The 22,083-nt window shown below is 55.5% G+C and carries 16 protein-coding genes and 1 tRNA gene; 10 read left to right on the plus strand and 7 right to left on the minus strand.

Annotated elements, in window-relative coordinates:
- Positions 1 to 124: 124 nt before the first annotated feature.
- Positions 125 to 835, minus strand: a complete 711-nt coding sequence (pepE, locus tag BQ5361_RS08450; protein WP_035473953.1) for a dipeptidase PepE — start codon at positions 833 to 835, stop codon at positions 125 to 127.
- A gap of 405 nt (positions 836 to 1,240) precedes the next feature.
- On the opposite strand from pepE, the gene BQ5361_RS08460 reads away from it, so the two are divergent.
- The 4 genes from BQ5361_RS08460 to radC all read left to right on the plus strand — a co-directional run bounded on the left by BQ5361_RS08460 (position 1,241) and on the right by radC (position 4,489).
- Positions 1,241 to 1,477, plus strand: coding sequence for an acyl carrier protein (locus tag BQ5361_RS08460; RefSeq protein ID WP_022063314.1), 237 nt, complete (start codon positions 1,241 to 1,243; stop codon positions 1,475 to 1,477).
- A 154-nt stretch (positions 1,478 to 1,631) separates the two neighbouring features.
- Positions 1,632 to 2,879 (plus strand): beta-ketoacyl-ACP synthase II, encoded by a 1,248-nt coding sequence (gene fabF, locus BQ5361_RS08465; RefSeq protein WP_022063315.1) that lies wholly within the window; start codon positions 1,632 to 1,634, stop codon positions 2,877 to 2,879.
- Positions 2,880 to 3,027: 148 nt separating this feature from the next.
- A complete protein-coding gene (gene rnc / locus BQ5361_RS08470) occupies positions 3,028 to 3,834 on the plus strand; it encodes a ribonuclease III (protein ID WP_035473988.1) in 807 nt (268 codons plus the stop codon).
- On the plus strand, positions 3,818 to 4,489 hold the full coding sequence (radC, locus tag BQ5361_RS08475) for a RadC family protein (RefSeq protein WP_022063317.1): 672 nt from the start codon (positions 3,818 to 3,820) through the stop codon (positions 4,487 to 4,489). The genes rnc and radC overlap by 17 nt, the downstream gene beginning before the upstream one ends.
- A gap of 95 nt (positions 4,490 to 4,584) precedes the next feature.
- Here radC and BQ5361_RS08480 read toward each other — a convergent pair whose 3' ends face one another.
- Positions 4,585 to 5,355, minus strand: coding sequence for a Cof-type HAD-IIB family hydrolase (locus BQ5361_RS08480; RefSeq protein ID WP_046445421.1), 771 nt, complete (start codon positions 5,353 to 5,355; stop codon positions 4,585 to 4,587).
- A gap of 361 nt (positions 5,356 to 5,716) precedes the next feature.
- Between BQ5361_RS08480 and BQ5361_RS08485 the strand changes: the two genes are divergently transcribed.
- The 4 genes from BQ5361_RS08485 (at position 5,717) to BQ5361_RS08500 (ending at position 11,258) form a co-directional block, all read left to right on the plus strand.
- On the plus strand, positions 5,717 to 7,873 hold the full coding sequence (locus tag BQ5361_RS08485; RefSeq protein WP_035473959.1) for an elongation factor G: 2,157 nt from the start codon (positions 5,717 to 5,719) through the stop codon (positions 7,871 to 7,873).
- A gap of 557 nt (positions 7,874 to 8,430) precedes the next feature.
- A complete protein-coding gene (locus BQ5361_RS08490) occupies positions 8,431 to 9,351 on the plus strand; it encodes an ABC transporter ATP-binding protein (RefSeq protein WP_035473961.1) in 921 nt (306 codons plus the stop codon).
- Between the two features lie 19 nt (positions 9,352 to 9,370).
- Positions 9,371 to 10,690 (plus strand): ABC transporter permease, encoded by a 1,320-nt coding sequence (locus BQ5361_RS08495; RefSeq protein WP_071425015.1) that lies wholly within the window; start codon positions 9,371 to 9,373, stop codon positions 10,688 to 10,690.
- A 127-nt stretch (positions 10,691 to 10,817) separates the two neighbouring features.
- Entirely contained in the window at positions 10,818 to 11,258 is a 441-nt protein-coding gene (locus BQ5361_RS08500) for a hypothetical protein (protein WP_035473965.1), read from the plus strand.
- A gap of 207 nt (positions 11,259 to 11,465) precedes the next feature.
- Here BQ5361_RS08500 and BQ5361_RS08505 read toward each other — a convergent pair whose 3' ends face one another.
- The 3 genes from BQ5361_RS08505 to BQ5361_RS08515 all read right to left on the minus strand — a co-directional run bounded on the left by BQ5361_RS08505 (position 11,466) and on the right by BQ5361_RS08515 (position 15,507).
- A complete protein-coding gene (locus tag BQ5361_RS08505) occupies positions 11,466 to 13,943 on the minus strand; it encodes an excinuclease ABC subunit UvrA (RefSeq protein ID WP_035473967.1) in 2,478 nt (825 codons plus the stop codon).
- A gap of 336 nt (positions 13,944 to 14,279) precedes the next feature.
- Complete coding sequence (locus BQ5361_RS08510) at positions 14,280 to 15,236, minus strand: NAD-dependent epimerase/dehydratase family protein (RefSeq protein WP_035473968.1); 957 nt, start codon at positions 15,234 to 15,236, stop codon at positions 14,280 to 14,282.
- Between the two features lie 61 nt (positions 15,237 to 15,297).
- The gene (locus BQ5361_RS08515; protein ID WP_035473970.1) at positions 15,298 to 15,507 is read right to left on the minus strand and encodes a hypothetical protein; all 210 of its coding nucleotides are present in this window, start codon (positions 15,505 to 15,507) and stop codon (positions 15,298 to 15,300) included.
- Between the two features lie 349 nt (positions 15,508 to 15,856).
- On the opposite strand from BQ5361_RS08515, the gene BQ5361_RS08520 reads away from it, so the two are divergent.
- Positions 15,857 to 15,928 (plus strand) — tRNA-Thr (locus BQ5361_RS08520).
- Between the two features lie 368 nt (positions 15,929 to 16,296).
- On the opposite strand, the gene BQ5361_RS08525 is transcribed toward BQ5361_RS08520, so the two are convergent.
- Together BQ5361_RS08525 and BQ5361_RS08530 are read right to left on the minus strand one after the other, a co-directional pair.
- Positions 16,297 to 17,421 carry a Fic family protein gene (locus BQ5361_RS08525; protein WP_035473993.1) on the minus strand — a complete coding sequence of 375 codons (1,125 nt, stop codon included), beginning with the start codon at positions 17,419 to 17,421 and terminating at the stop codon, positions 16,297 to 16,299.
- 557 nt (positions 17,422 to 17,978) lie between these two features.
- Positions 17,979 to 19,961: a polysaccharide biosynthesis protein gene (locus tag BQ5361_RS08530; RefSeq protein WP_022063329.1), complete on the minus strand. Its 1,983-nt coding sequence runs from the start codon at positions 19,959 to 19,961 to the stop codon at positions 17,979 to 17,981.
- 645 nt (positions 19,962 to 20,606) lie between these two features.
- Between BQ5361_RS08530 and BQ5361_RS08535 the strand changes: the two genes are divergently transcribed.
- The gene (locus BQ5361_RS08535; RefSeq protein ID WP_022063331.1) at positions 20,607 to 21,890 is read left to right on the plus strand and encodes an MFS transporter; all 1,284 of its coding nucleotides are present in this window, start codon (positions 20,607 to 20,609) and stop codon (positions 21,888 to 21,890) included.
- The last annotated feature ends 193 nt before the right edge of the window (positions 21,891 to 22,083 follow it).

Here is a 22,083-nt window from a genome sequence, read left to right on the forward strand (position 1 = left end):
GACCGCCCCGCATCCTTCCCGATGCTTCCGCCGCCACCGGGCACTGCCACAGGGGAAAACAGACAGCCCCTTCCCGGCCGGCAACCGTCGGGAAGAGGCGAAAAGAGGTTCCGGAAGAGAAGAGTTATGCCTTCTCCATCAGGAACGAGAGGTCAGCGCCGGGCTCTATTTCGCGCGGTGCCTCGCCGAATCGGAACACGCGCATAGGCCTCGGCCCCTTCAGCGTCATCCCGTTCCCCTCCACATGCAGCATACAGCCCTCGCGCAGGCCGGCCACGTACACACCGGGATTCGCGGCGATGAACTCTTCGATGCGCTGTTCGCGCGTCTCGCCCGCATGACCGACCGGATTGGCGTCGAGATAATGCGGATTTATCTGAAATCCGACAGCCCCTATCGCACGAAACGACTCGGGCTCCACGATGGGCATATCGTTGGTAGTCCGAATGGTAGGACACGCCACGTTGCTGCCCGCGCTCCACCCCACATAGGGGAGTCCGTCCATTATTCTTTCATGAAGCGGTCCGAGAAGACGTTGCTCCTGCATCTTCTTTATCAGGGCGAACGTATTGCCGCCGCCCACGACGACCGCTTCGGCCTCCATGACCGCCCTCACGGGGTCTGCCTCGCGGTGTATGGGCCTCACCCGAATATCTATCTCGTCGAAACGCCGCTGCACCTTCGCGGCATATTCGTCATAGGAGAAGGTAACGGCGGCATAAGGGATGAACAACACCTCGTTGGCGCAACTGAGGAACTCCGCAATATCGCCTATCGGATACTTGAGATACTCCTCGCCGGCATTGGTCGAGTTGCTGATAAGTAAAAGTCTCATAATTACAGTCGTTTATACATATATAAAATAATTGGCTCATGCGATACAAAACGCATCTAAAGATAAGGAATTACCCGGACGGTGCCAAAAGCATGCCGCATCCCGTCCGGGAGGACACGATTTTCAGCAGCGCAATGTTTCTACAGGCCAAGGCACTCATAATCAAAACGAATACATACCAAAACAAGTATTTGCCGCAGGATGGAATGCCAGACGGGAACCCTTTCCGCGACCGGCGCGACGTCTTACTAAAACGCATACAAATCAACGCATTGCGCGCACGCAAGGCAAAAAAGGGAGCGCTTTTTTAGTTTTAACGGAAAAAGTGTTATTTTTGCCACGGAGTTTTCTTTGAACGGAAGCCAAATTTACTTGCAAAATATTGTTGAACTAAAATTAAAAGTTATGTCTGAGATTTCATCAAAAGTAGTTGAGATTATAAAGGACAGGTTGAACGTTGCCGAAAAGGATATCGAGCTCACGTCGAGCTTTGCCAACGACCTTGGCGCAGACTCCCTCGACACCGTAGAGCTTATCATGGAATTCGAGAAGGAATTCGGTATCTCCATACCGGACGAGGACGCCGAAAAGATAACCACCGTCGGCGACGCCATCAACTACATCGAAGCCCACAAAGCATAACTCCGACACGATGAAAAGTTTAATAAGGTAAAATATTAACTTATTTTACCTTATTACTTTATTATGTACGGAGAGGAGGGGATGCAAAAACCCTCCGCGGCGGTACGGGCGCTTCGGCTGCCGGTTCCGCCATTAACCAATAAAAGATTTCGCTATGCAGAAAAGGAGAGTTGTTGTGACCGGTATCGGCACGATTAATCCGCTTGGCAACAACATACAGGAATACTTCGCCAACCTGAAGGCGGGCGTCAGCGGCGCTGCGCCCATTACGCATTTCGATGCCGAAAAATTCAAGACGAGATTTGCCTGTGAAGTGAAGGGATACAACTGGGAGGATTTCTTCGACCGCAAGGAGGTACGTAAATACGACCTTTTCTCGCAATACGCCATGATAGCCGCCGACCAGGCGATGACCGATTCGGGCATCGACCTCGAGAAGGTGGACAAACTGCGTTCCGGAGTGATTTGGGCTTCGGGCATCGGCGGTCTCAGGTCCATGTTCGACGAGATAGCGGGTTTTCTGGAAGGCGGACAGATACCGCGTTTCAGCCCCTTCTTCATCCCGAAGATGATATCCGACATAGCGGCCGGATACATCTCCATGAAATACGGGTTTATGGGTCCCAACTTCTGTACGGTTTCGGCCTGCGCGTCGTCCAACCATGCCATCATCCTGGCGACCGACCAGATACGCATGGGGCGTGCCGACATCATGATAACCGGCGGTTCGGAATCGGCGGTCAATCAGCCCGGCGTGGGTGGTTTCAACTCCATGCAGGCGCTCTCCACACGTAATGACGACCCGGCCACGGCATCGCGTCCCTACGATGCCGACCGCGACGGCTTCGTCATAGGCGAAGGCGCCGGCGGTCTCATTCTGGAAGAGTACGAACACGCCAAGGCACGCGGCGCGAAGATATACGCCGAAGTAGGCGGCAGCGGCATGAGCGCCGACGCCTACCACTTCACCGCCCCCCACCCGGAAGGACTGGGCGCAAAACACGCAATGGAGGATGCGATGAAGGAGGCCGGGATATCGCCCGACCAGGTGGACTACATCAATACGCACGGTACCTCCACCCCCGCGGGTGACATACCGGAACTGATAGGCATACAGGGCGCCATAGGCGACAGGATATACGAGGCGAACCTCAGTTCGACGAAATCCATGACGGGCCACCTGCTGGGTGCCGCCGGTGCAATAGAGGCCCTCGCCTGCATCATGGCGATTACCGAAGGGGTGATTCCGCCCACCATCAACAATTTCAACCGCGACCCCAATATCGACGCACGTATCAACCTCACGCTGAACACGGCACAGGAACGCGACGTGCGGGTTGCAATGAGCAACACGTTCGGCTTCGGCGGCCACAACGCCACCGTCCTGCTGAAACGGATTTGACAGGCGCGGGACAACTGACAGACAATCTCCCCATAAGGGCCCGCCGACGGTTCTTATGGGGATTTTTTACACACGCAGCCGGAAAGTTTTCCCCCTCCCCGTCCGGAAGGGATGGAAAACCGCGGCGCATCTCATCTTCAACCGCTTTATGTTCGACTATCTGAAAAGGACATGCAGGAAACACTTCGGCAAAGACCGGGAGTTCTACGTCGTCGTACACAACCTGCTGGGCATCACTCCCGACAACATCGACCTCTACAAACTCGCACTGATACACCGCTCCGCATCGGTCATGCTGCCGGACGGGAACCCCGCCAACAATGAAAGGCTCGAATTCCTCGGCGATGCGGTTCTGGAAACCATCGTCTCCGACTTCCTCTTTATCGAATATCCGGAACAGACGGAAGGGTTCCTGACACAGATGCGCTCGCGCATCGTCAGCCGCGCCTCCCTGGACGACATCTCGTCCAGAATGGGAATAGACAAGTACATCGTCGCCAACTTTAACGGGACGTACAGTCACAAACACCTCAACGGCAACGCTTTCGAAGCCCTTGTCGGAGCGGTCTATCTTGACAAGGGGTACGATTTCGCCAACCGTTTCGTCATCAACGGGGTATTGCGCCGGTATGTCGACTTGAGCGACATCACCACCACCGAAGTCGATTTCAAGAGCCGTCTGATAGAGTGGTGCCAGAAAAGTAAACGCTCCATCCACTTCAACACCGCCTCGGACGAAGAGTCTACCATGCGGAACCCCCGGTTCCTCTCGAAAATCATCATCGACGGCATCGAACTGGGCCACGGAACGGGCAGCTCCAAAAAGGAGGCGGAACAGAAAGCCGCATGGGCCGTCACCCAGATAGTGGGCAACGACGACATCGGCGACTTCTTCATGGACACCATCGACATGAGTTTCGAACGATACACCTCCGGAGATGGAAAAGTTAACTGACAGGGAGGTACGTGAGAAACTCGTCTCCCGCGGAGTGCAGTCGCTCTCCGACCGGGAGCTGCTGAGCATCATATTGGGCGAAGGCAGCGCGGGATACAGCGCCGTGGAGACCGCCGGCCGCATTCTCGATGCCTACGACGGTTCGCTGCCGGCCATGGCCCGGGCCGACATGACGCGCTTGCGCATGACCGAAGGCATCGGCGTTAAACGGGCCGCGGTCTTGACAGCGGTTTTCGAACTCGCCGGGCGCCTGCACAGACAGGAGGCCGCCGCTCCGGCTTCCATCCGCACCAAGGACGACGTAACGGCGCTTTTCGCCCCGCTCCTCGCCCGGCTGCCGCACGAAGAGATGTGGGCACTCTACCTCTCTTCCGCGAACGGCGTAATCGAAAAGATGCGCGTGAGCCAGGGCGGAGTCACGGCCCTGGTAGTGGATTACAAACTCATCGTGAAACGCGCGGTGGAGGTACTCGCCTCCTCCCTCATCATCGTCCACAACCACCCTTCGGGCGTGGCCGCACCGAGTCCCGAAGACATATCCATCACCAAACGCATCGGCGACGCGGCAGCACTCTTCGATATCGGCCTCGTTGACCATATCATCATCGCCGACGGTTCTTCATACAGCTTCCGGCAATACGGACTGATAAAATGAACCGAGAGCGACCGCACACACCGCCCGCAGGAGATGCCCCCGAATGCAGCCGAAAACCACAACGGCCGACACGGGGCATACCTTATTAATAATAATTACAGCATCCCGAAATGACGGAGGGCTTTGGCAATGCCCGAAGCATCCGTACCGGTAGTCACATAATCCGCCGCGGCCTTTACCGCCGCATCGGCATTTCCCATGGCGACACCGATTCCGGCATAGCGGAGCATGGTAATGTCGTTGTCGCCGTCGCCGAACGCCATACACTCCTCCCTGGCAAACCCGTAATGGTCGAGAACCTTTTGGATACCGATATGTTTGCCGCCTCCGCGGGGAATAATGTCGCAGAGCAGATGCGTCCAGCGCGTAGCCTCGCACGCGGGCATACCGCGCAGCACGGCCTCTTCCTGCTCGATATTCCCGAAAAAGATGAGCTGCAGGATGGGATGGTTCGGAATGTCGGAAATATCGGTCGGTTCGGGCAGGTCCAGGTTGATGAGGGCCGCCCCTTCGCGAGCCATATCCGTCACCGCATTCATCCGTATGAAATCCACCCCCTCGAATATGGTGGCCACCCCGTGCTTCCGGACGAAGGCTACCGCGGCACGGACATCTTCGACAGGCATGGCATTGGTATGTATGACCTCATCTCCTATCCGCACGCACTGTCCGTTGAGCGACACGATACCATCGAACAGGGATTTGTCCACGTTGTCGATGAGCAGTTCGTGCCGACCCGTGGAGATGAATAGCTTCATCCCCTGCCCGCGGAGCGCCTCCAGCGCCTTTCGGGTGCTCTCGGGCATCCTGTGCGTCTTGAAACTCACCAACGTACCGTCTATATCGAAAAATACCGCCCTTACCATGATTTTCCCGTGTAAAGTGACCTTCAGTAACCGGGGCAAAAATAGGAAATATTCGTCGAAGTATCACAGCGGATACCCGATGTTTCAGGCCCGCTGCGAGGAGACCGGCCGCACGGACCGAAAGCGGACAACCACACGGAGGACATCCTCCGCAGCCGGAGCACATGACAATTATTGATGATTTAGGCAACCGTCGCTTTGTTTTCTTCCGGCGTTTTCCTATATTTAGGGTCGATATATCTCCGCCGCCGGAATGAAGGCCGTTACGGGCCGCCGGGCGGCGCACGCGGAAACGGCAGGCCAGCCTGCCGGAGGAAGGGATATGTCCGTTGCGAATCATTAACCTAATAATAAACGGCGCATGAAAAACTATCAAACTTCAGAGATTAAAAACGTGGTCCTGCTCGGCGCCCCTGGCTCGGGGAAGACTACCTTTGCTGAGGCGATGGCTTTCGAAGGAAAAGTCATCGACCGCAGGGGCAGCATAGAGAACGAAAACACCCTCTCCGACAACACGGACCTCGAACACTCCAACCGGCGAAGCATCTACTCCACGATACTCTACACGGAGTTCATGAACCACAAGCTGAACATCATAGACGCTCCCGGTTCCGACGACTTCAGCGGCGGCCTTTTCGCGGCGTTCAAGGTGGCCGATGTCGGACTGATGCTGTTCAATGCGCAGAACGGTTTCGAAGTGGGGAGCGAGATACAGTCGCGTTATGCGAAGACATACAACGTCCCGCTGGTCGGCGTGATAAACCAGCTCGACAGCGAGAAGGCCAACTGGGAGGGAACCCTGGAGAGCATCGCCTCTTTCTCGAAAGTGAAACCGATTGTCGTACAGTATCCGGTCAACCCGGGCCTCGGCTTCGATGCCTTCATCGACGTACTGCTCATGAAGATGTTCCGCTTCAAGGACGACAACGGCACGCGCGAAGAGCTGCCCATACCGGCCGAACATGCCGAAAGGGCCGCAGAACTGCATCAGGCACTGCTGGAAGCTGCAGCGGAAAACGACGAAACTCTGATGGACACCTATTTCGAAAAGGGCGACCTTGAACCCGACGAAATCCGCAAGGGACTCGGCATGGGTATCGCCAACCGCGACTGGATGCCCATCTTCTGCGCCTCGGCGAAAAAGGACATCGGCACGAAGCGCATCATGGAGTTCATCATCAAGGTCGCACCGAACCCCGACCAGCGTCCTCCCATGACGGATACCGAGGGGAACGACATACCGGCAGACCCGGCAGGTCCGACGATACTCTTCGTCTTCAAGAGCTCGATAGAACAGCATGTAGGTGAAATCAGCTATTTCCGCGTAGTCAGCGGCAAGGTCACCGAGGGTATGGAGCTGCTGAACATGCGCACGGAGAATAAGGAGAAACTGTCCCAGCTCTTCGCCGTTGCCGGAAAGAACCGCGTGAAGGTCAGCGAAATGAGTGCCGGAGACATCGGATGTACGGTGAAACTGAAATCCACCCGCACGGGCGACACCCTCGCCCCCGCAGGTTCGCATACGGTCATCTCCCCGATGGTCTTCCCCGAACCGCGTTACCGCGCCGCAGTCCGGGCCGTGAACCAGGCCGACGAAGAGAAGCTCGGCGAACTGCTCAACAAGGCCCGGTACGAAGACCCCACCCTGCTGGTCGAGTACTCCAAGGAGCTCAAACAGACCATCGTACAGGGACAGGGCGAGCTGCATCTCAAGATACTGCGCGACCAGATAATGGGCGGCAGTAAGATAGACATCGAATATTTCGCACCCAGAATACCCTACCGCGAGACCATCACCAAGACCGCGGCAGCCGATTACCGCCACAAGAAACAGTCCGGCGGTGCAGGACAGTTCGGGGAGGTGCACCTGGTCATCGAACCCTATTACGAAGGCATGCCCGAACCCTCGAAGTACAAGGTGGACGGGAAGGAGCTCACGCTCAACGTGAAGAACAAGGAAGAGTACGACCTCGACTGGGGCGGCAAACTGCAGTTCTACAGTGCCGTCGTGGGCGGTGCGATAGACGCCCGCTTCATGCCGGCCATCCTCAAGGGTATCATGGAGAAGATGGAAGAGGGACCGCTGACGGGTTCCTATGCCCGCGACATACGCGTCATCGTGTACGACGGCAAGATGCATCCGGTCGACTCGAATGAAATCTCCTTCAAGCTCGCCGGCCGCAACGCATTCAAGGAGGCGTTCCGCAATGCCGGTCCGAAAATTATGGAGCCTATCTACAATGTGGAGGTGCTCGTGCCTTCGGACAAGATGGGGGATGTCATGAGCGACATGCAGAACCGCCGCGCCATTATCGAAGGCATGTCGTCTGAAGGAGGTCTCGACCGCCTCTCGGCACGGGTACCGCTCTCGGAACTCTACCGCTACTCGACTACGCTCAGTTCGCTCACCAATGGCCGTGCGACCTATACCATGAAGTTCGCTTCGTACGAACAGGTTCCCTCCGATATTCAGGAGAAACTGCTCAAGGCGTATGCGGATACCGACAAGGACGAATAACGGAAACGAAGATACGCAAAGCAGGGCGGTGGAACCACCGCCCTGCTATTTTAAAGGCTGCCGACCATAATGGCAGAATAATTGTTATCACAAAAACGCCCTCCGGTCATGGGGTGCTCACCAGAGCGGGCATTGTAGAAAAGGCGACTTCTCAAGCCCCCGTAACCCCCAACCGAAGGGCTTTATATTGTCCTTCTTAAAAACTGTACGGGGGGTAATATGAGAAGTCGCGTAACAAATATACGCTATTTTTCGATAACAACAAATATTACGGCGGATAAACGCCTCTCCGAATCCTCCGCAGGACAGAATCGTTGCCTCCCGAACCTCCTTCATGCCCCTTTGCAGCCCTGTACGGACGGCCGAAAGGGGGAATCCGCCCGCCTTCCGTGACGGCAAAATGCCGCATACCGGCAGGCGTCCGCTGCGGCACTTTCCGCCGCACGGCGAACCGAACCGATTGTCCGGCCTCAACATAAGCGCAGCAATGCAGCCGGTCATCGGAAAAAAATATTACTTTTGTTCCGTTGCTATCCAAAACCCAAAACAGTTATCAAATGGCTATATTGAGAGTTGAAAACGTTACAAAACGTTTTGCCAACCATACGGCCCTCGACGACGTATCGCTTGAGATACCGCGCGGCTCGGTCTATGGCCTGCTCGGCCCGAACGGAGCGGGAAAGACCACGCTTATCAGGATAATCAACCGCATCACCGCCCCCGACAGCGGCAAGGTGTACCTCGACGGCCGCGAACTCGCTCCGGAGGACGTCTACAAGATAGGCTATCTGCCGGAGGAACGCGGACTCTACAAACAGATGAAGGTGGGCGAACAGGCCGTCTATTTCGCACAGCTCAAAGGTCTCTCCCGCAGAGAAGCGACCGCCCGGCTGAAGGTGTGGTTCAAGAAATTCGGCATAGAATATTGGTGGGACAAGAAAGTGAGCGAACTGAGCAAGGGCATGGCGCAGAAGCTCCAGTTCATCGTCACCGTCCTGCACGAACCCCAGCTGCTCATCTTCGACGAACCGTTCAGCGGATTCGACCCCATCAACGCCAACATGCTGAAAGAGGAGATACTCGCCCTGCGCGATAAAGGGGCGACGGTCATCTTCTCCACCCACAACATGTCGTCGGTGGAGGAGATATGCGACCACATCACGCTCATCAACAAATCGCACAACATCCTTACCGGAAAACTCGACGATATCCGCCACGAACACGGAACCAACATTTTCGAAGTGGAGTTCCGGGGCGACCGGGAACGGTTGAAGGCGCAGCTTTCCAACCGCTACACGATATTGGAGACGGAAGGGGAAGATGCGCTGCGGAATGCGCTCAAAATACATCTGACCGAACACGAACAGATACGCGAGCTGGTTTCCGCAATCAACTCCGCCGTCGAGATACGTTCCTTCAGGGAGATTATCCCCAGCATGAACGACATATTCATCAAGGCCGTCGCAGGCCAGCTTTAAACCGGAAGGAGGAAGGACAATGGGAAAAATCGGATTGATAGCACGCAGGGAGTTCAACGAACGCGTACGCAAGAAAAGCTTCATCATCACCACCATACTGATGCCTCTGTGCATGGTCGGCATCATCGTACTCATGGCCTGGCTGATGACGCGCGAAAGCGACAAGGAGCGGGAGATAATCGTGATAGACGACAGCGGCATGGTGGCGCCGCATCTCGTGAACGAAAGTTCCATCCGCTACCGGATGGCGGACCGCACCCTCGAACAGATGCAGGAACAGGCACCGGAAGGGGCCTTCGGCATTCTGGTCATAGGACATGACATCATGAGCAACCCAAAAGCCGCCCAGCTCTTCACGTACGAATCCTCCACACTGATGATTGAGGAGTCCATATCGGGACAGATACGCAAGATAGTGGAAGACGCGAAGCTGAAAACATACGATATAGACAATCTGGACGAGATACTCGCGGAGGTACAGACTCCCATCAAGCTCCAGACCAAGGAGATTACCGACTCCGGAGAGACGCGGGACTCCTCCAGCGCACTGAACATGGCAGCCGCCTACATCTTCGGCCTGCTCATATACATGTTCGTATTCATGTACGGCACCATGGTCATGCAGGGAGTCATCGAGGAGAAGAGCAACAAGGTGCTCGAGCTGATGGTATCGTCCGTCAAACCTTTCCAGCTCATGATGGGCAAAATACTCGGCATCGCCTCCGTAGCCCTCACGCAACTGTTGATTTGGGTGGTATTCATCGCAGTCGCGGGAGGCGCGGCGATAAACTATTTCGCGGGGGATGCGATGGCCGCCGCGGCCGCCATGAATGCGGGAACCGCAGGGATGCCGGCCGCCATGGGCGACATCGGCGCCGACGAGATGGCGATACTCAGCCGCCTGACGGACATGCGCTACATCCTCACGACCGTCATAGGCTTCATCGTTTATTTCATCGGCGGATACCTCCTTTACGCAGCCATGTTCGCCGCGGTAGGCAGCGCCGTGGACAACGAGAAGGATACCCAGAACCTGCAGCTTCCCATCACGGTGCCCCTCATACTCGCCATCGTGGTCATGGTAAGCGCCATGCAGGACCCGAACAGCCAGATAGCCTTTTGGTTCAGCATGATACCCTTTACCTCGCCCGTCATCATGATGGCCCGCCTGCCTTACGGAGTTCCCATGTGGGAGCTGCTGGTATCGGTGGGACTGCTCTACCTGACCTTCGTGGGCACGGTATGGCTCGCCGGCAAGATATACCGCGTCGGAATCTTCATGTACGGGAAGAAACCCTCGTTCAGAGAGCTGTTCAAGTGGGTCAGGTATAAATATTGACGTTTCACCTGCGGCGGTTACTCCGCAAAGGCCGGAAACATTACCTTTGCAGAGACGGCAGAGGGCGAAAGGTACGGTATTTGCCGCCTGACGGAACGGAATCGACAAAACACAAAACTCCATAGCAATGAAAAAACTGCTTATTCTGATTGGGGCTGCGGTACTCCTGTTCGGATGCACCGGCCCGATGGGACCGCAGGGGCCTCAAGGTCCGCAGGGAGAAGGTTCGCAGACGTTCACCCTGACATACAAACTGGCCTCCGCCGACTGGGAGAAGAATACCGATGCAGCGGGCAATTTCATCGGCTGGTGGCATGAGATACAGATGCCCGAACTCAGCACCTATGTCTACGAATACGGCATGTACAACGTCTACCTGTGGGATGGCAACATACAGGTACCGCTGCCCCTGATTGTCTACAACGAGACGGACAACGCATTATGGGAGAAGAAGATCTCCTGCGACTTCGCAGTGGGTTCGGTAGCGGTTTACTATCAGGAGAACGACTTCATGAACGAGGGGTACCGCCCCGAGGATATGACCTTCCGCATCCACCTGGTTTGGTAAGACTTCCCGTGCCGGGATGAACGGGAAGAGGCGACGCCTTTCCCGAAAGCAGAAGCGCCCGGCGTAGCGACGGAGGGACAGCAGCGGATGAAAGTCCCGTCAGACAGAGCCGAAGGGGTAAAGACGATTTGGTCTTTACCCCTTCACCTTTATGGTGACGTATACTCCGTATCCGGCCTGACATTGGTTCCGTACCAAGCCGTGCAATTACAAATACCGTCCTGTCCGGCTTTCCGGTGCCTGTCGAACCGTTTCGAGCGTTCCGGCAGCGACAATCCGGCCACCCTCCTCACCGCCCCCCGGACCCATATCGATGATATAATCCGCATTGCGTATCACATCCAGGTCGTGTTCGATGACCACTACGGTAGCCCCCCTGTCAATCAAGGCCTGGAAAACGCCCAGCAATACCTGCACATCCAGCGGATGCAGCCCGATGGTCGGTTCGTCGAAAACGAACACGGAATCCGCCTGCATTCTCCCCATTTCGCTGGCCAGCTTCAACCGCTGCGCCTCGCCGCCGGAGAGACCGGGCGTCTCCTCCCCCAGCGTCAGATAGCCCAAACCGAGCCGCTGCAACACCTGCATACGCTGCGACACGACCTTCATGTCGGCACAGGCCTCCAATGCAGCATCTATACCCATGTCCATCAGTTCCGGCAACGAATAAGCTCTTCCCTGCCGGTCCGTATGTTTGATGAGCCAGGCATCCTTTCCGTAACGGGAGCCGCGGCACTCCGGACAGGTCAGTACCACATCGGGCAAAAACTGCACGTCGAGGCTGATGGAACCCGTCCCGTCGCACGCGGGACAGCGCAGACGACCGGTATTATAGGAAAAATCTTCGGCCTTATACCCGCGACTCTTCGCATCCGGCGTCTTGGCATAGATTTTCCGCAGTTCGTCGTGTACATTCGCATAGGTGGCCACGGTGGAACGGACATTCACTCCGATTGGCGTGGCATCAATCAGCTTGACATGTCCGATACCCTCCGCCTCCACAGCCCGCACATGAGCCGGCAGCCGCGTCCCGCCTGCAAGGGCCTTCAGGGCGGGGACAAGGCTTTCGAGTACCAGCGTCGTCTTGCCGGAACCGGAAACGCCCGTCACCACGGTCAGCCTTCCTTTGGGAATTTCGACCTCCAGAGGCTTTACCGTATGGATGCCGGAGGTGGAGAGCCGAATGCGCCCCTCCGAAAACATCTCCTCGGCTCCTGCCGGTCTCCGGATGCGGGTATCCGCCCGCCCGGAGAGGAAGCCCCCTATTCGGGACTCCGGATTGTTTCCGACATCCGCCACGCTCCCTTCGGCAATCACCCGACCGCCGGCCGCACCCGCACCCGGTCCCATCTCGATGAGCCAATCCGCCTCTTTCAGAATCTGCGTATCATGGTCGACCAGCAGCACCGAATTCCCATCCGCCACCAGGTCGCGTATCACGCCGTTCAATCCCATGATGTTGGAAGGATGCAGCCCGATGGAGGGCTCGTCAAGCACATACAGCACACCGGTCGTCCTGTTGCGTACCGCCCGGGCAAGCTGCATCCGCTGCCGCTCTCCGGTCGAGAGGGTGGACGAAGCCCGGTCGAGCGTCAGGTAGCCGAGTCCCAGGTCCATCAACCGCATGGCCGCAGACCGGAAAGATTCGCAGATGCTCCGGACCATCGGCTCCATCTCTTCGGGCAGGGAAGCCGGTACACCGTCCACCCATTCCATGAGTTCGGCCAGCGTCATCCGGCAGGCCTCATCGAGGGAGATACCCCGCAGTCTGGGCGCCCGCGCCGCTTCGGACAGGCGCGTTCCGCCGCACGACGGACACACCTCCTCCTTCAGAAACCGGGCGACACGCTTCATTCCCTTCTCATCCTTGACTTTCGCCAGCGCATTCTCTACGGTATAAATCGCATTGAAATAGGTAAAGTCCATCTCACCCGCAGCACCGCTGGTCCTATTCTGGTAAATCATGTGGTGCTTGACGGCCGGCCCGTGGAACACGATTTCCCGCTCTTCCGGTGTCAGCAGGCGAAACGGTACGTCGGTACGCACACCCAAATCCCGGGCGATATCCTTCATCAACGACCACATCAGTGTCTGCCAGGGCAGCACAGCCCCCTCGTCTATGGTAAGGGATTCATCGGGCACGAGGGTCGATTCATCCACAATCCGGATACTCCCGGTACCGCCGCACTCGGGACAGGCCCCCTGACTGTTGAAAGAGAGTTCCTCCGCCCCCGGTGCATAGAAATGCTCTCCGCACTCGGGACAGACGAGTTCGCGCCCTGCGGCAACGGCAAGGGAGGGAGGCGCATAGTGACCGTTCGGACAGCGGTGGCTGGCCAATCTCGAATACATCAACCGCAGGCTGTTCAGTAGCTCCGTAGCCGTACCGAACGTGCTGCGGATACCGGGAACTCCGGGACGCTGGTGCAGCGCGAGAGCCGCCGGAACATACGTCACCTCGTCTACCTGCGCCTTGGCCGCCTGCGTCATCCTGCGCCGCGTATAGGTAGAGAGGGCCTCCAGATAACGCCGGGAACCCTCTGCATAGACGACGCCAAGTGCGAGCGACGATTTGCCGGAACCGGAGACGCCCGCCACTCCCACTATCTTGTTGAGCGGAATATCCACGTCCACCCCTTTCAGGTTATGAACCCTCGCACCCCGTATCTTTATCCTGTCAATCATAACAACCGCATGCAAAAGGAAATCGTTTCCACAAAATTACCCATTATTCCACACTTTCCTCCCTGCGACACGAAAATGCGTCCCTGCCATCGGCACTGCCGCAAACGAAACGAGGAGAGCATACCGGACGATGCTACCCGCGGCAGCGATACGGAAAACGCGCCGGCCTCCTCTCTCCGCAACCGCTATCCGGACAGCATCGCCGCGGCCGTCCAGATACAGACGGTACGCCGTCCGGAAGACAGATACGGCGGAGCAAGTGCTCCGCCGTATCTGTTTCAAATTTCGGCCCGGCCGCCCTCACAACGACAGGCACGGACATCCGGTCGCCCGGCATCAGATAAGTCCCTTCTCCTTCTTTTCCCGAACGGCGCGGAGCATATCTTCCGTCATGGACTTCATATCCCATTTCGGCTTCCAGCCCCACTCCTCACGGGCACAGGTATCGTCGAGGCTGTCCGGCCAGCTACGTGCAATGGACTCCTTGACAGGGTCCACGTCATAGGTCATCGTGAAACCGGGCATCGCCTTGCGGAGCTCGGCATACAGCATCTCCGGCGTAAAGCTCATGGAGGTCACATTGAAGCTGTTGCGGTGTACGAGTTTCGACGGGTCGGCCTCCATAATCTGGATGCAGGCGTCGAGTGCATCGGGCATGTACATCATGTCCATATAGACATCGCTCGGTATCGGACATACATACGAACCCTTTTTCACGGCATCGTAATAAATCTCTACGGCATAATCGGTCGTTCCTCCGCCCGGAAGCGTCACGTTGGAGATGAGTCCGGGGAAGCGCACGCTGCGCGTATCGACACCGAAACGCTTGTGGTAATAGTCGCCGAGCAGCTCGCCCGTCACCTTGCACACGCCGTAAATGGTCGTCGGCCTCATGACGGTATCCTGCGGTGTCTTCACTTTCGGGGAGTTGGGGCCGAAAGCGCCGATGGAACTCGGCGTGAAGAGGGCGCAGTTGTATTCACGCGCTATCTCCAGCGAATTCATCAGGGCACCCATATTTATCTGCCATGCCTTCTGCGGGTTCGCTTCGCCTACGGCCGACAGCAGCGCCACCAGGTTGTAGATGGCGTCTATCTTGTATTTTTTGACCACCTCGGCATAGGCTTCGCCATCGAGCGCATTAAGCTGCACGAACGGCCCGTTCGCCGCCAGCATGGGGCAGTCGCGCATATCCGTAGCCACGACATTTTCGTTCCCGTAGACGCTCCGCAGCCTCATTGTGAGTTCGGAACCGATTTGACCGCCGGCCCCGATGATAAGAATCTTTTTCATGTCCTATTTATAATTTAAACAATGCCTGTACACAAGGGAACCGGGCTTGCACCGGCCGCCCTCACTTTCCGGTCTTCTCGCGCTCCTCGGCTTCCCGGATAAGTCCCACGGACAAGACCGTATAATAGATGACGACCACTGCCTGCGCTACCACCACGGCCCAAGTCAGGAAAGAGCGCACGGGTATCATCCATACGAGCAACGCCAAACCCGACACGAAAAGCACCGCCAGCACCGCAACCACGCGACGTAATCCCTTGAATCTGTCCATCGTTACAATTTTGGCCCAAAATTAGTAATAATTCTTACGTTTTATTACCGCAGCCCGCCGAAAAACGATAACCGCCGAACCCTCGGGTTCGGCGGGCACTCCCTTCCGCCGCCAGACCATCACCCCTCCCGGTCTTCTTCCGGCAACCGAACGGAACATCCGAAACGGAACCGCACATACCCGCACCCCATCCGGTTGCCGATTCCCTACCCGCCGATAAACCGGACAAACTGTCGAAAGCTCCGGCTTCATGACAACAAAATGATACGATATCCGCCACAGCTGTTGGAAATTTGGAAAATGATGCCTATTTTTGTCCCGCTTTCGGAAATCGTCCGACGCAGCAATCGCTGTTGTAGCTCAGTGGTAGAGCACTTCCTTGGTAAGGAAGAGGTCACGAGTTCAATCCTCGTCAACAGCTCAAGCTATTTATGAAGAACCCATCGCTGTAGACGGTTGGAAATTAAAAAGGACACTCGCATAGGCTCGAGAGTGTCCTTTTGTTTTTCAATACGTTACGAAACAATCTTATTTCAGAAGCAATTTAGAAGACGCCCCGCAACAGCAACGCCTTTTCCAGATTCCAACATCTCCTTCTCCTTCCATCACAATCAAGTGCACTATACGATTCGCTATCAGGTCTGCTCGCTACAAACCTCCTTTACATTCCCCAAAACTTATGTAAAGGTTCTCCGGCTTTTCTTTACATTCCCCAAAACTTATGTAAAGGTTCTCCGGCTTTTCTTTACATTCCCCAAAACTTATGTAAAGGTTGTGGTCGCCCTGAATTTAAATTACGCGACTTATGGAATCTATTCTTTCAAATGAATCCGTATTGTCATACTCACTATGATTGATCAACAACTGGGTTAACTGAGGATTCAGATAAAAGTTAGAATGTCCCACCTTTACCTTATCCAACAACTTATGCTCGGCAAGGCTATTAAGATATTTACTGGCCGTAACTCTGGAGACCTGAAGTTCCTGCATGACAAATTCTATTTTCGTATAAGGATGGCTGAATAAATTATTCAGCAACTCATGACTATACTGCCTTCCTAACAATGCCCTCATCTGCATTTTGTAATCCTGCATCAATACTTTAATGGCCTTGACCAAAACGATGGTTTCAGATGCAGTCTCCTCTATGCCTTTCAACATAAATAAAATCCAATCTTCCCAATTACCGTAATCTCGGACAGACTGAATCAACCGATAATACGCTCCTTTGTTCTTAATTATATAACGACTCAAATAGAGAATCGGCAAATCCAGCAACCCTTTCAATACGAGATAAAGGGAGTTGATAATCCTTCCGGTCCGGCCGTTCCCATCATAAAAAGGATGAATACTTTCAAATTGGTGATGAATTATTGCCATTTTAATCAACGGATCAATATCTTCCAACGTATCGTCATTGATATACTTCTCAAGGTTACCCATATACTCTTGTATATCATCGTATTGCTGCGGAGGAGTATAGACAACTTGTTTCTGGCTGTTCTGCAAACTGGTTCCAGGAACCTTGCGAAAACCCGCCTTATTCTTTTCCAGAACTTCCTGAATACATTTAATATTATTTAGAGTCAGGACTTTATTATGACGAATCAAACTGAAACCTTGTTTAAGAGCCGAAGCATAAGAAATCACTTCTTTAGTTGAGGCAGATGCAGCGAACGATCTCAATTCCGCATCCGCTTTATACATATCGTCGTGAGTGGTAATGATATTCTCAACAGCCGAACTTTCTTTCGCTTCTTGCAAACTCAACGTATTAATCAATATGCTCTCATTGGGAATAGTCAATGCCACTCCTTTCAACTCCGCCAATCTCTTATTGGCCGAATTCAATTGCCGCAAAACCTTAACTGTCTCCAATTCAATGGGCAAAGGCAACATCGGTATCTTGTACATGTTCAACTGTTTTTCTTTATATTTCAGGATGACCGGATACATCATATCGGAGTACCCTTTGACCACCGTTCCGACTCTACACGAATAACAGTTGCACTATCCGCGATGTTTTCGCAAGATGAATCTCCCTATTATACGTATAAGTCAAAGATACATTATTTCCCCGACATTTACAGAAGTGTTAGGCCAAACAAAACTATACCCGCATTCAGAGCAGGTTCAGTAATACGGCCGAATGCACTGTCCTCACAATTGTCTATCCGCCCATTGACGGCGATTCAAACATACATTTCTTCCGCAACAGCTCATGTTCTCCCTACGACACCATCGGCCATCGCACCCCTTCCTCCCACGACATCGACACATTTGCTTTCGCGCGCACAAGCTACCTGCAGCACAAAAGATTCCGAACAAATCTGCACTCCCGTTGAAAAAACTCCCCTATGAAACCGACAAAAGCCGTTCAGATAATGATAAACGGCTTTTTCGTCGAGCGAAAGAGTCCCACCATGGGTTGAATAGCACCGCTACGGCAAAAGCGTTCCCCTCGCAAAAATCTATTTCTTGACAATTCCGACAACGGTCCCGTCAGCAGGTACTCCCGGTGCATCCTCTTTTTCGTTCCTCCGTTCGCCGAGTTCTGCATCTATCGCCTCGAACTGCGAATTCTTCGACACGAATTCGGGAATGACCTCCTTCATGAGCTTCACCGTTCCGTAGATATCCACCGATACGGAAAGACGTTCCAACTCCCCGAACGCACGGCACACCTCCTCGTATCCGTATTTCCGCACCTTGGCAATCTTAATCTTCTTGTGGGAAGTGGGGATGGTATTCTCCATATTGCTCAGAACCTCCTCGTAGAGTTTCTCGCCCGGCCGCAACCCGGTATAGCGTATTTCGATATCCACTCCCGGTACATAACCGGCCAGTTCTATCATGCGCTTGGCAAGGTCGGCTATCCTGGTGGACTCGCCCATTTCGAACACCATTATCTCGTTGCCGTCGCTTATGGTGGCCGCTTCCATCACCAGACGGCACGCCTCGGGTATGGTCATGAAGAAACGCGTTATCTCCGGATGCGTCACCGTGACCGGGCCGCCGTGCCTTATCTGCTCCATGAATCGCGGTATAACGCTGCCGTTGCTGCCCAGCACGTTGCCGAAACGGGTGGTGACGAAGCGGGTACGACCCGCCGTACGCCCTTCCGCTATCGACACGCCGAGGCTCTGCACATATATCTCAGCGAGCCTTTTCGACGCACCCATCACATTCGTCGGATTCACCGCCTTGTCCGTAGATATCATGACCATCTTCTCGACCCCGTACTCCACGCACAGGTCGGCCACATGCTGCGTCCCTATCGCATTGACGAACACCGCTTCACACGGGTTTTCCTCCATGAGGGGGACATGTTTGTAGGCGGCCGCATGGAACACCACATCGGGCCTGTGGCGTTCGAATATCATCCTTACCCTCGCCTTCAGCCTCACATCGCCTATGACCGGGACGAACGACAGGTGCGGGAAACGCTCCTCCAGCTCGAGCCGGATGTTGTGCATGGGTGTCTCCGCGGAATCGAACAGAATGAGACGCCCCACTCCGAACGAAGCGAGCTGCCGACACAATTCGCTCCCTATGCTGCCCGCAGCGCCGGTAACCAATACGGTTCTGTCGCGGAAACCGGCTGCCACCTCCTCCTCTTCCATGTTTATTTCGTCGCGGCCGAGCAGGTCCTCTATCTTGATTTCCCGAATACCGGGCACGAGCTTGTCGCCGCTCACCTCGTCTACGGGAGGAGCAATCAGCATCCGGACATGATGCATTTCGCAGTAACGTATGAGCCGCTCCTTTTCGGTACGTATGCTCTCGTAGTCGGGGAAAAGGATTCCCTCGATATTGTAACGGGTAACGATGTGGACGAAATCCTGTTCGTCGTTGAAATAATAGACGGGCAGGTCGGCCAGACGGTAGGATTTGTAGGCTTTCCCGTAATTGTAGAATCCGGCTATCTGGTACTGTTTGCTGTTGCGCATCCGGGTCTCGAGCGAAACGCTCCGGTCGTCCACGCCGTAAATCAGCAGCCGGCTGTTGCTCTTCGAGATTTTGGAAACGATGACATCGTATCCCAGCACCATGCCCACACGCATACATATCAGCACCACCGTGGTCATCAACATGTCCAGCAGGCCCCCTATCAGGAGCTGCCGGTCGGTCAGCATCATGCCGAACACCACGACAGCCATCAGGAGCAGTTTCACGGCGGAGGCGGCGACCAGACGCCACAACTCCCTGAGCGTGGAGTGGCGGATGATGTTGCGGTATATTCGGAACAGATAGAAAGAGAGACCGCTGGCAGGAACCGCCAACAGCGTTATCTTCAGCACGGCGGACATCCCCATTGTACCGGGCACGAGATGTCCTGCCAAAATACAGGCAAGGAACGTACAGAGTACCGATGCGACCGTATCCAATATCAACACAATCCATTGGTTCAGGTAATGCATCCCGACTATCCGTTCCCGAAACTGGCTTATCATACTTTCCGACACACTTTCCTTTTTCAAAAATCCGGTATCTTAAGAGAGCTGCACAAGGCAACAATCAATAACCGTACCTTTCCGCACACGTCACGGGAGAGACCCGCGTATCGCTCCGTCCCCGGCAATCCCGGACGGACACCTCCCGCATCCGGTCGGTTACGGGAGGCAAAAATACACAATATATCATTCTTATAATTATAAAATATAATTTATAATTATAAACCGCCGTGTAAACCATGCTTTTGCATGCCGTTTCTCCCCACGGAGCGAAAACAGTACCATCGTGCAGGCACCGCCGGAGAGGTAAACAAAGTTAGACAATATCCCCGATATTGCAACTTTCGGGGCAGGAAACCCTCTCCGGAGAACGGACCCGGCGGGAAAACCGCAAATAATGCCGACGACGGGCGGGTACGGCACAAAATATGCCGCCCGTTCTCCGGAACGGTACGAACCGGACGGACAGGCCCGACCGCCGCGAAGGCGGAAAACGGAAGGCCTCCTTCCGCCGGCCGGAGAAGCCGCCGTTCCTTTCGGGCCCGTTCCGGAAGCGGAGAAAAAACCTGCCCTCGGAGCAGCGTCCCGATACAGAACCGACACACCGGCCGGAGCAAGCGGCCGGACGCGTAAACCCATTCCGACATGGCAAAAAGAGACAACAACCGTGCACTGCCCATCGCTGTGATGTTCGCCCTGTTCTTCATCATAGCTTTCGTCACGGGCCTGCAAAATCCGATGGGCGTCATCATCAAATCGCAGTTCGCCGCCTCGAACCTCCAGTCCCAGCTCGGCAACCTGGCCAACTTCATCGCCTATGCGTTCATGGGCATTCCGGCGGGCATGATGCTCCAGCGGATGGGGTACAAAAAGACCGCTCTGACGGCCATCGCAGTAGGCTTCGCAGGCGTATGCGTCATGTGGTTCGCAGGGCGTGCGGGAAGCTACGGCATCTACCTCGCCGGAGCCTTCGTTTCGGGCTTCTCGATGTGCATGCTCAACACCGTGGTGAATCCCATGCTGAAATCGCTCGGCAGCAACGAAAAAAGGGGCAACCAGCTCATTCAGTTCGGCACGACCTTCAACTCGCTCGGCGCGACGCTGACACCCATACTCGTAGGCTACCTCATGGGAAACGAAGCGTCGGCACGCTCCATCGCCAGCGCCAACCCGGCCTTGTACACGGCCATGGGCATATTCGTCCTCGCATTCGCGGTCATCGCCTTCACCCGCATACCGGAACCCTACGGAACGGCAGCGGGCGGCAGGGGTTCCGGCAGGTTCTACACCCCTCTCCGCTTCCGCCACTTCAGCCTCGGCGTGGCGGCCATCTTCCTCTATGTGGGAATCGAAGTGGGAATACCCAATATCGCCAACCTCTACATGACCGACGCCCTCGCCATGGACTCCTCCGCAGCCGGAACGATAGTAGGCACCTACTGGCTGCTCATGCTGGCCGGAAGGCTGACAGGCGGGGCCATAGGCGGCCGGGTATCGGGCAGGGCGATGCTGACGTTCGCGTCAGCCCTGGGGCTGCTCTTCATCGGCCTTTTCATCGCCCTGCAGGGGGTGGCCGCCACCGTGCCGCTGCCCGTTTTCCGCTCCGACCTTTCGTTCGGAGCGGAACCCGTCCGCATCAGCCTGCTCTTCCTGATACTCTGCGGACTGGCGACATCCGTCATGTGGGGCGCCATCTTCAGCCTCGCCACATCGGGGCTCGGCGTATATACGGCAGCGGCCTCCGGCATTTTCATGACGATGGTCTGCGGCGGGGGCATCATGCCTGCACTCCAGGCATGGATAGCCGACCAAAGTTCCTATCCGATAAGCTATGCGCTCGTTGCGGTCGGTTTCGCCTACCTGCTGTTCTATGCGCTGCGCGGCAGCCGGACGGAGCACGACATGCCCGCCGGGATACCGGACAAATAAAACGGATGCGGCACCGGCCCGCACGAAACGCCGGGACATCGGTATCCCCGACGTCCCCTGCACGGCAGGCCTGCACAGCCCCGTCCGTAACCGGGAAACGGCAACTCCTCTGCGAACGCGCACGCAAACAAGACGTCCGCATCTACGGTGGCAAAAGACAGAACAGTCCAAAACAGAAATGTGCTGCGGGCGG

The sequence above is a fragment of the Tidjanibacter massiliensis genome, assembly GCF_900104605.1.
Classification (GTDB): domain Bacteria; phylum Bacteroidota; class Bacteroidia; order Bacteroidales; family Rikenellaceae; genus Tidjanibacter; species Tidjanibacter inops.

Bases quoted from the DNA above. Each gene is read 5' to 3' on its own strand.
- BQ5361_RS08480 (WP_046445421.1), bottom strand. From the start codon at position 5,355: ATGGTAAGGGCGGTATTTTTCGATATAGACGGTACGTTGGTGAGTTTC.
- BQ5361_RS08530 (WP_022063329.1), bottom strand. From the start codon at position 19,961: ATGATAAGCCAGTTTCGGGAACGGATAGTCGGGATGCATTACCTGAAC.
- BQ5361_RS08500 (WP_035473965.1), top strand. From the start codon at position 10,818: ATGAAAAAACTGCTTATTCTGATTGGGGCTGCGGTACTCCTGTTCGGA.
- BQ5361_RS08495 (WP_071425015.1), top strand. From the start codon at position 9,371: ATGGGAAAAATCGGATTGATAGCACGCAGGGAGTTCAACGAACGCGTA.
- BQ5361_RS08515 (WP_035473970.1), bottom strand. From the start codon at position 15,507: ATGGACAGATTCAAGGGATTACGTCGCGTGGTTGCGGTGCTGGCGGTG.
- rnc (WP_035473988.1), top strand. From the start codon at position 3,028: ATGTTCGACTATCTGAAAAGGACATGCAGGAAACACTTCGGCAAAGAC.
- BQ5361_RS08535 (WP_022063331.1), top strand. From the start codon at position 20,607: ATGGCAAAAAGAGACAACAACCGTGCACTGCCCATCGCTGTGATGTTC.
- BQ5361_RS08460 (WP_022063314.1), top strand. From the start codon at position 1,241: ATGTCTGAGATTTCATCAAAAGTAGTTGAGATTATAAAGGACAGGTTG.
- BQ5361_RS08490 (WP_035473961.1), top strand. From the start codon at position 8,431: ATGGCTATATTGAGAGTTGAAAACGTTACAAAACGTTTTGCCAACCAT.
- pepE (WP_035473953.1), bottom strand. From the start codon at position 835: ATGAGACTTTTACTTATCAGCAACTCGACCAATGCCGGCGAGGAGTAT.
- BQ5361_RS08510 (WP_035473968.1), bottom strand. From the start codon at position 15,236: ATGAAAAAGATTCTTATCATCGGGGCCGGCGGTCAAATCGGTTCCGAA.
- BQ5361_RS08505 (WP_035473967.1), bottom strand. From the start codon at position 13,943: ATGATTGACAGGATAAAGATACGGGGTGCGAGGGTTCATAACCTGAAA.
- radC (WP_022063317.1), top strand. From the start codon at position 3,818: ATGGAAAAGTTAACTGACAGGGAGGTACGTGAGAAACTCGTCTCCCGC.
- fabF (WP_022063315.1), top strand. From the start codon at position 1,632: ATGCAGAAAAGGAGAGTTGTTGTGACCGGTATCGGCACGATTAATCCG.
- BQ5361_RS08525 (WP_035473993.1), bottom strand. From the start codon at position 17,421: ATGTACAAGATACCGATGTTGCCTTTGCCCATTGAATTGGAGACAGTT.
- BQ5361_RS08485 (WP_035473959.1), top strand. From the start codon at position 5,717: ATGAAAAACTATCAAACTTCAGAGATTAAAAACGTGGTCCTGCTCGGC.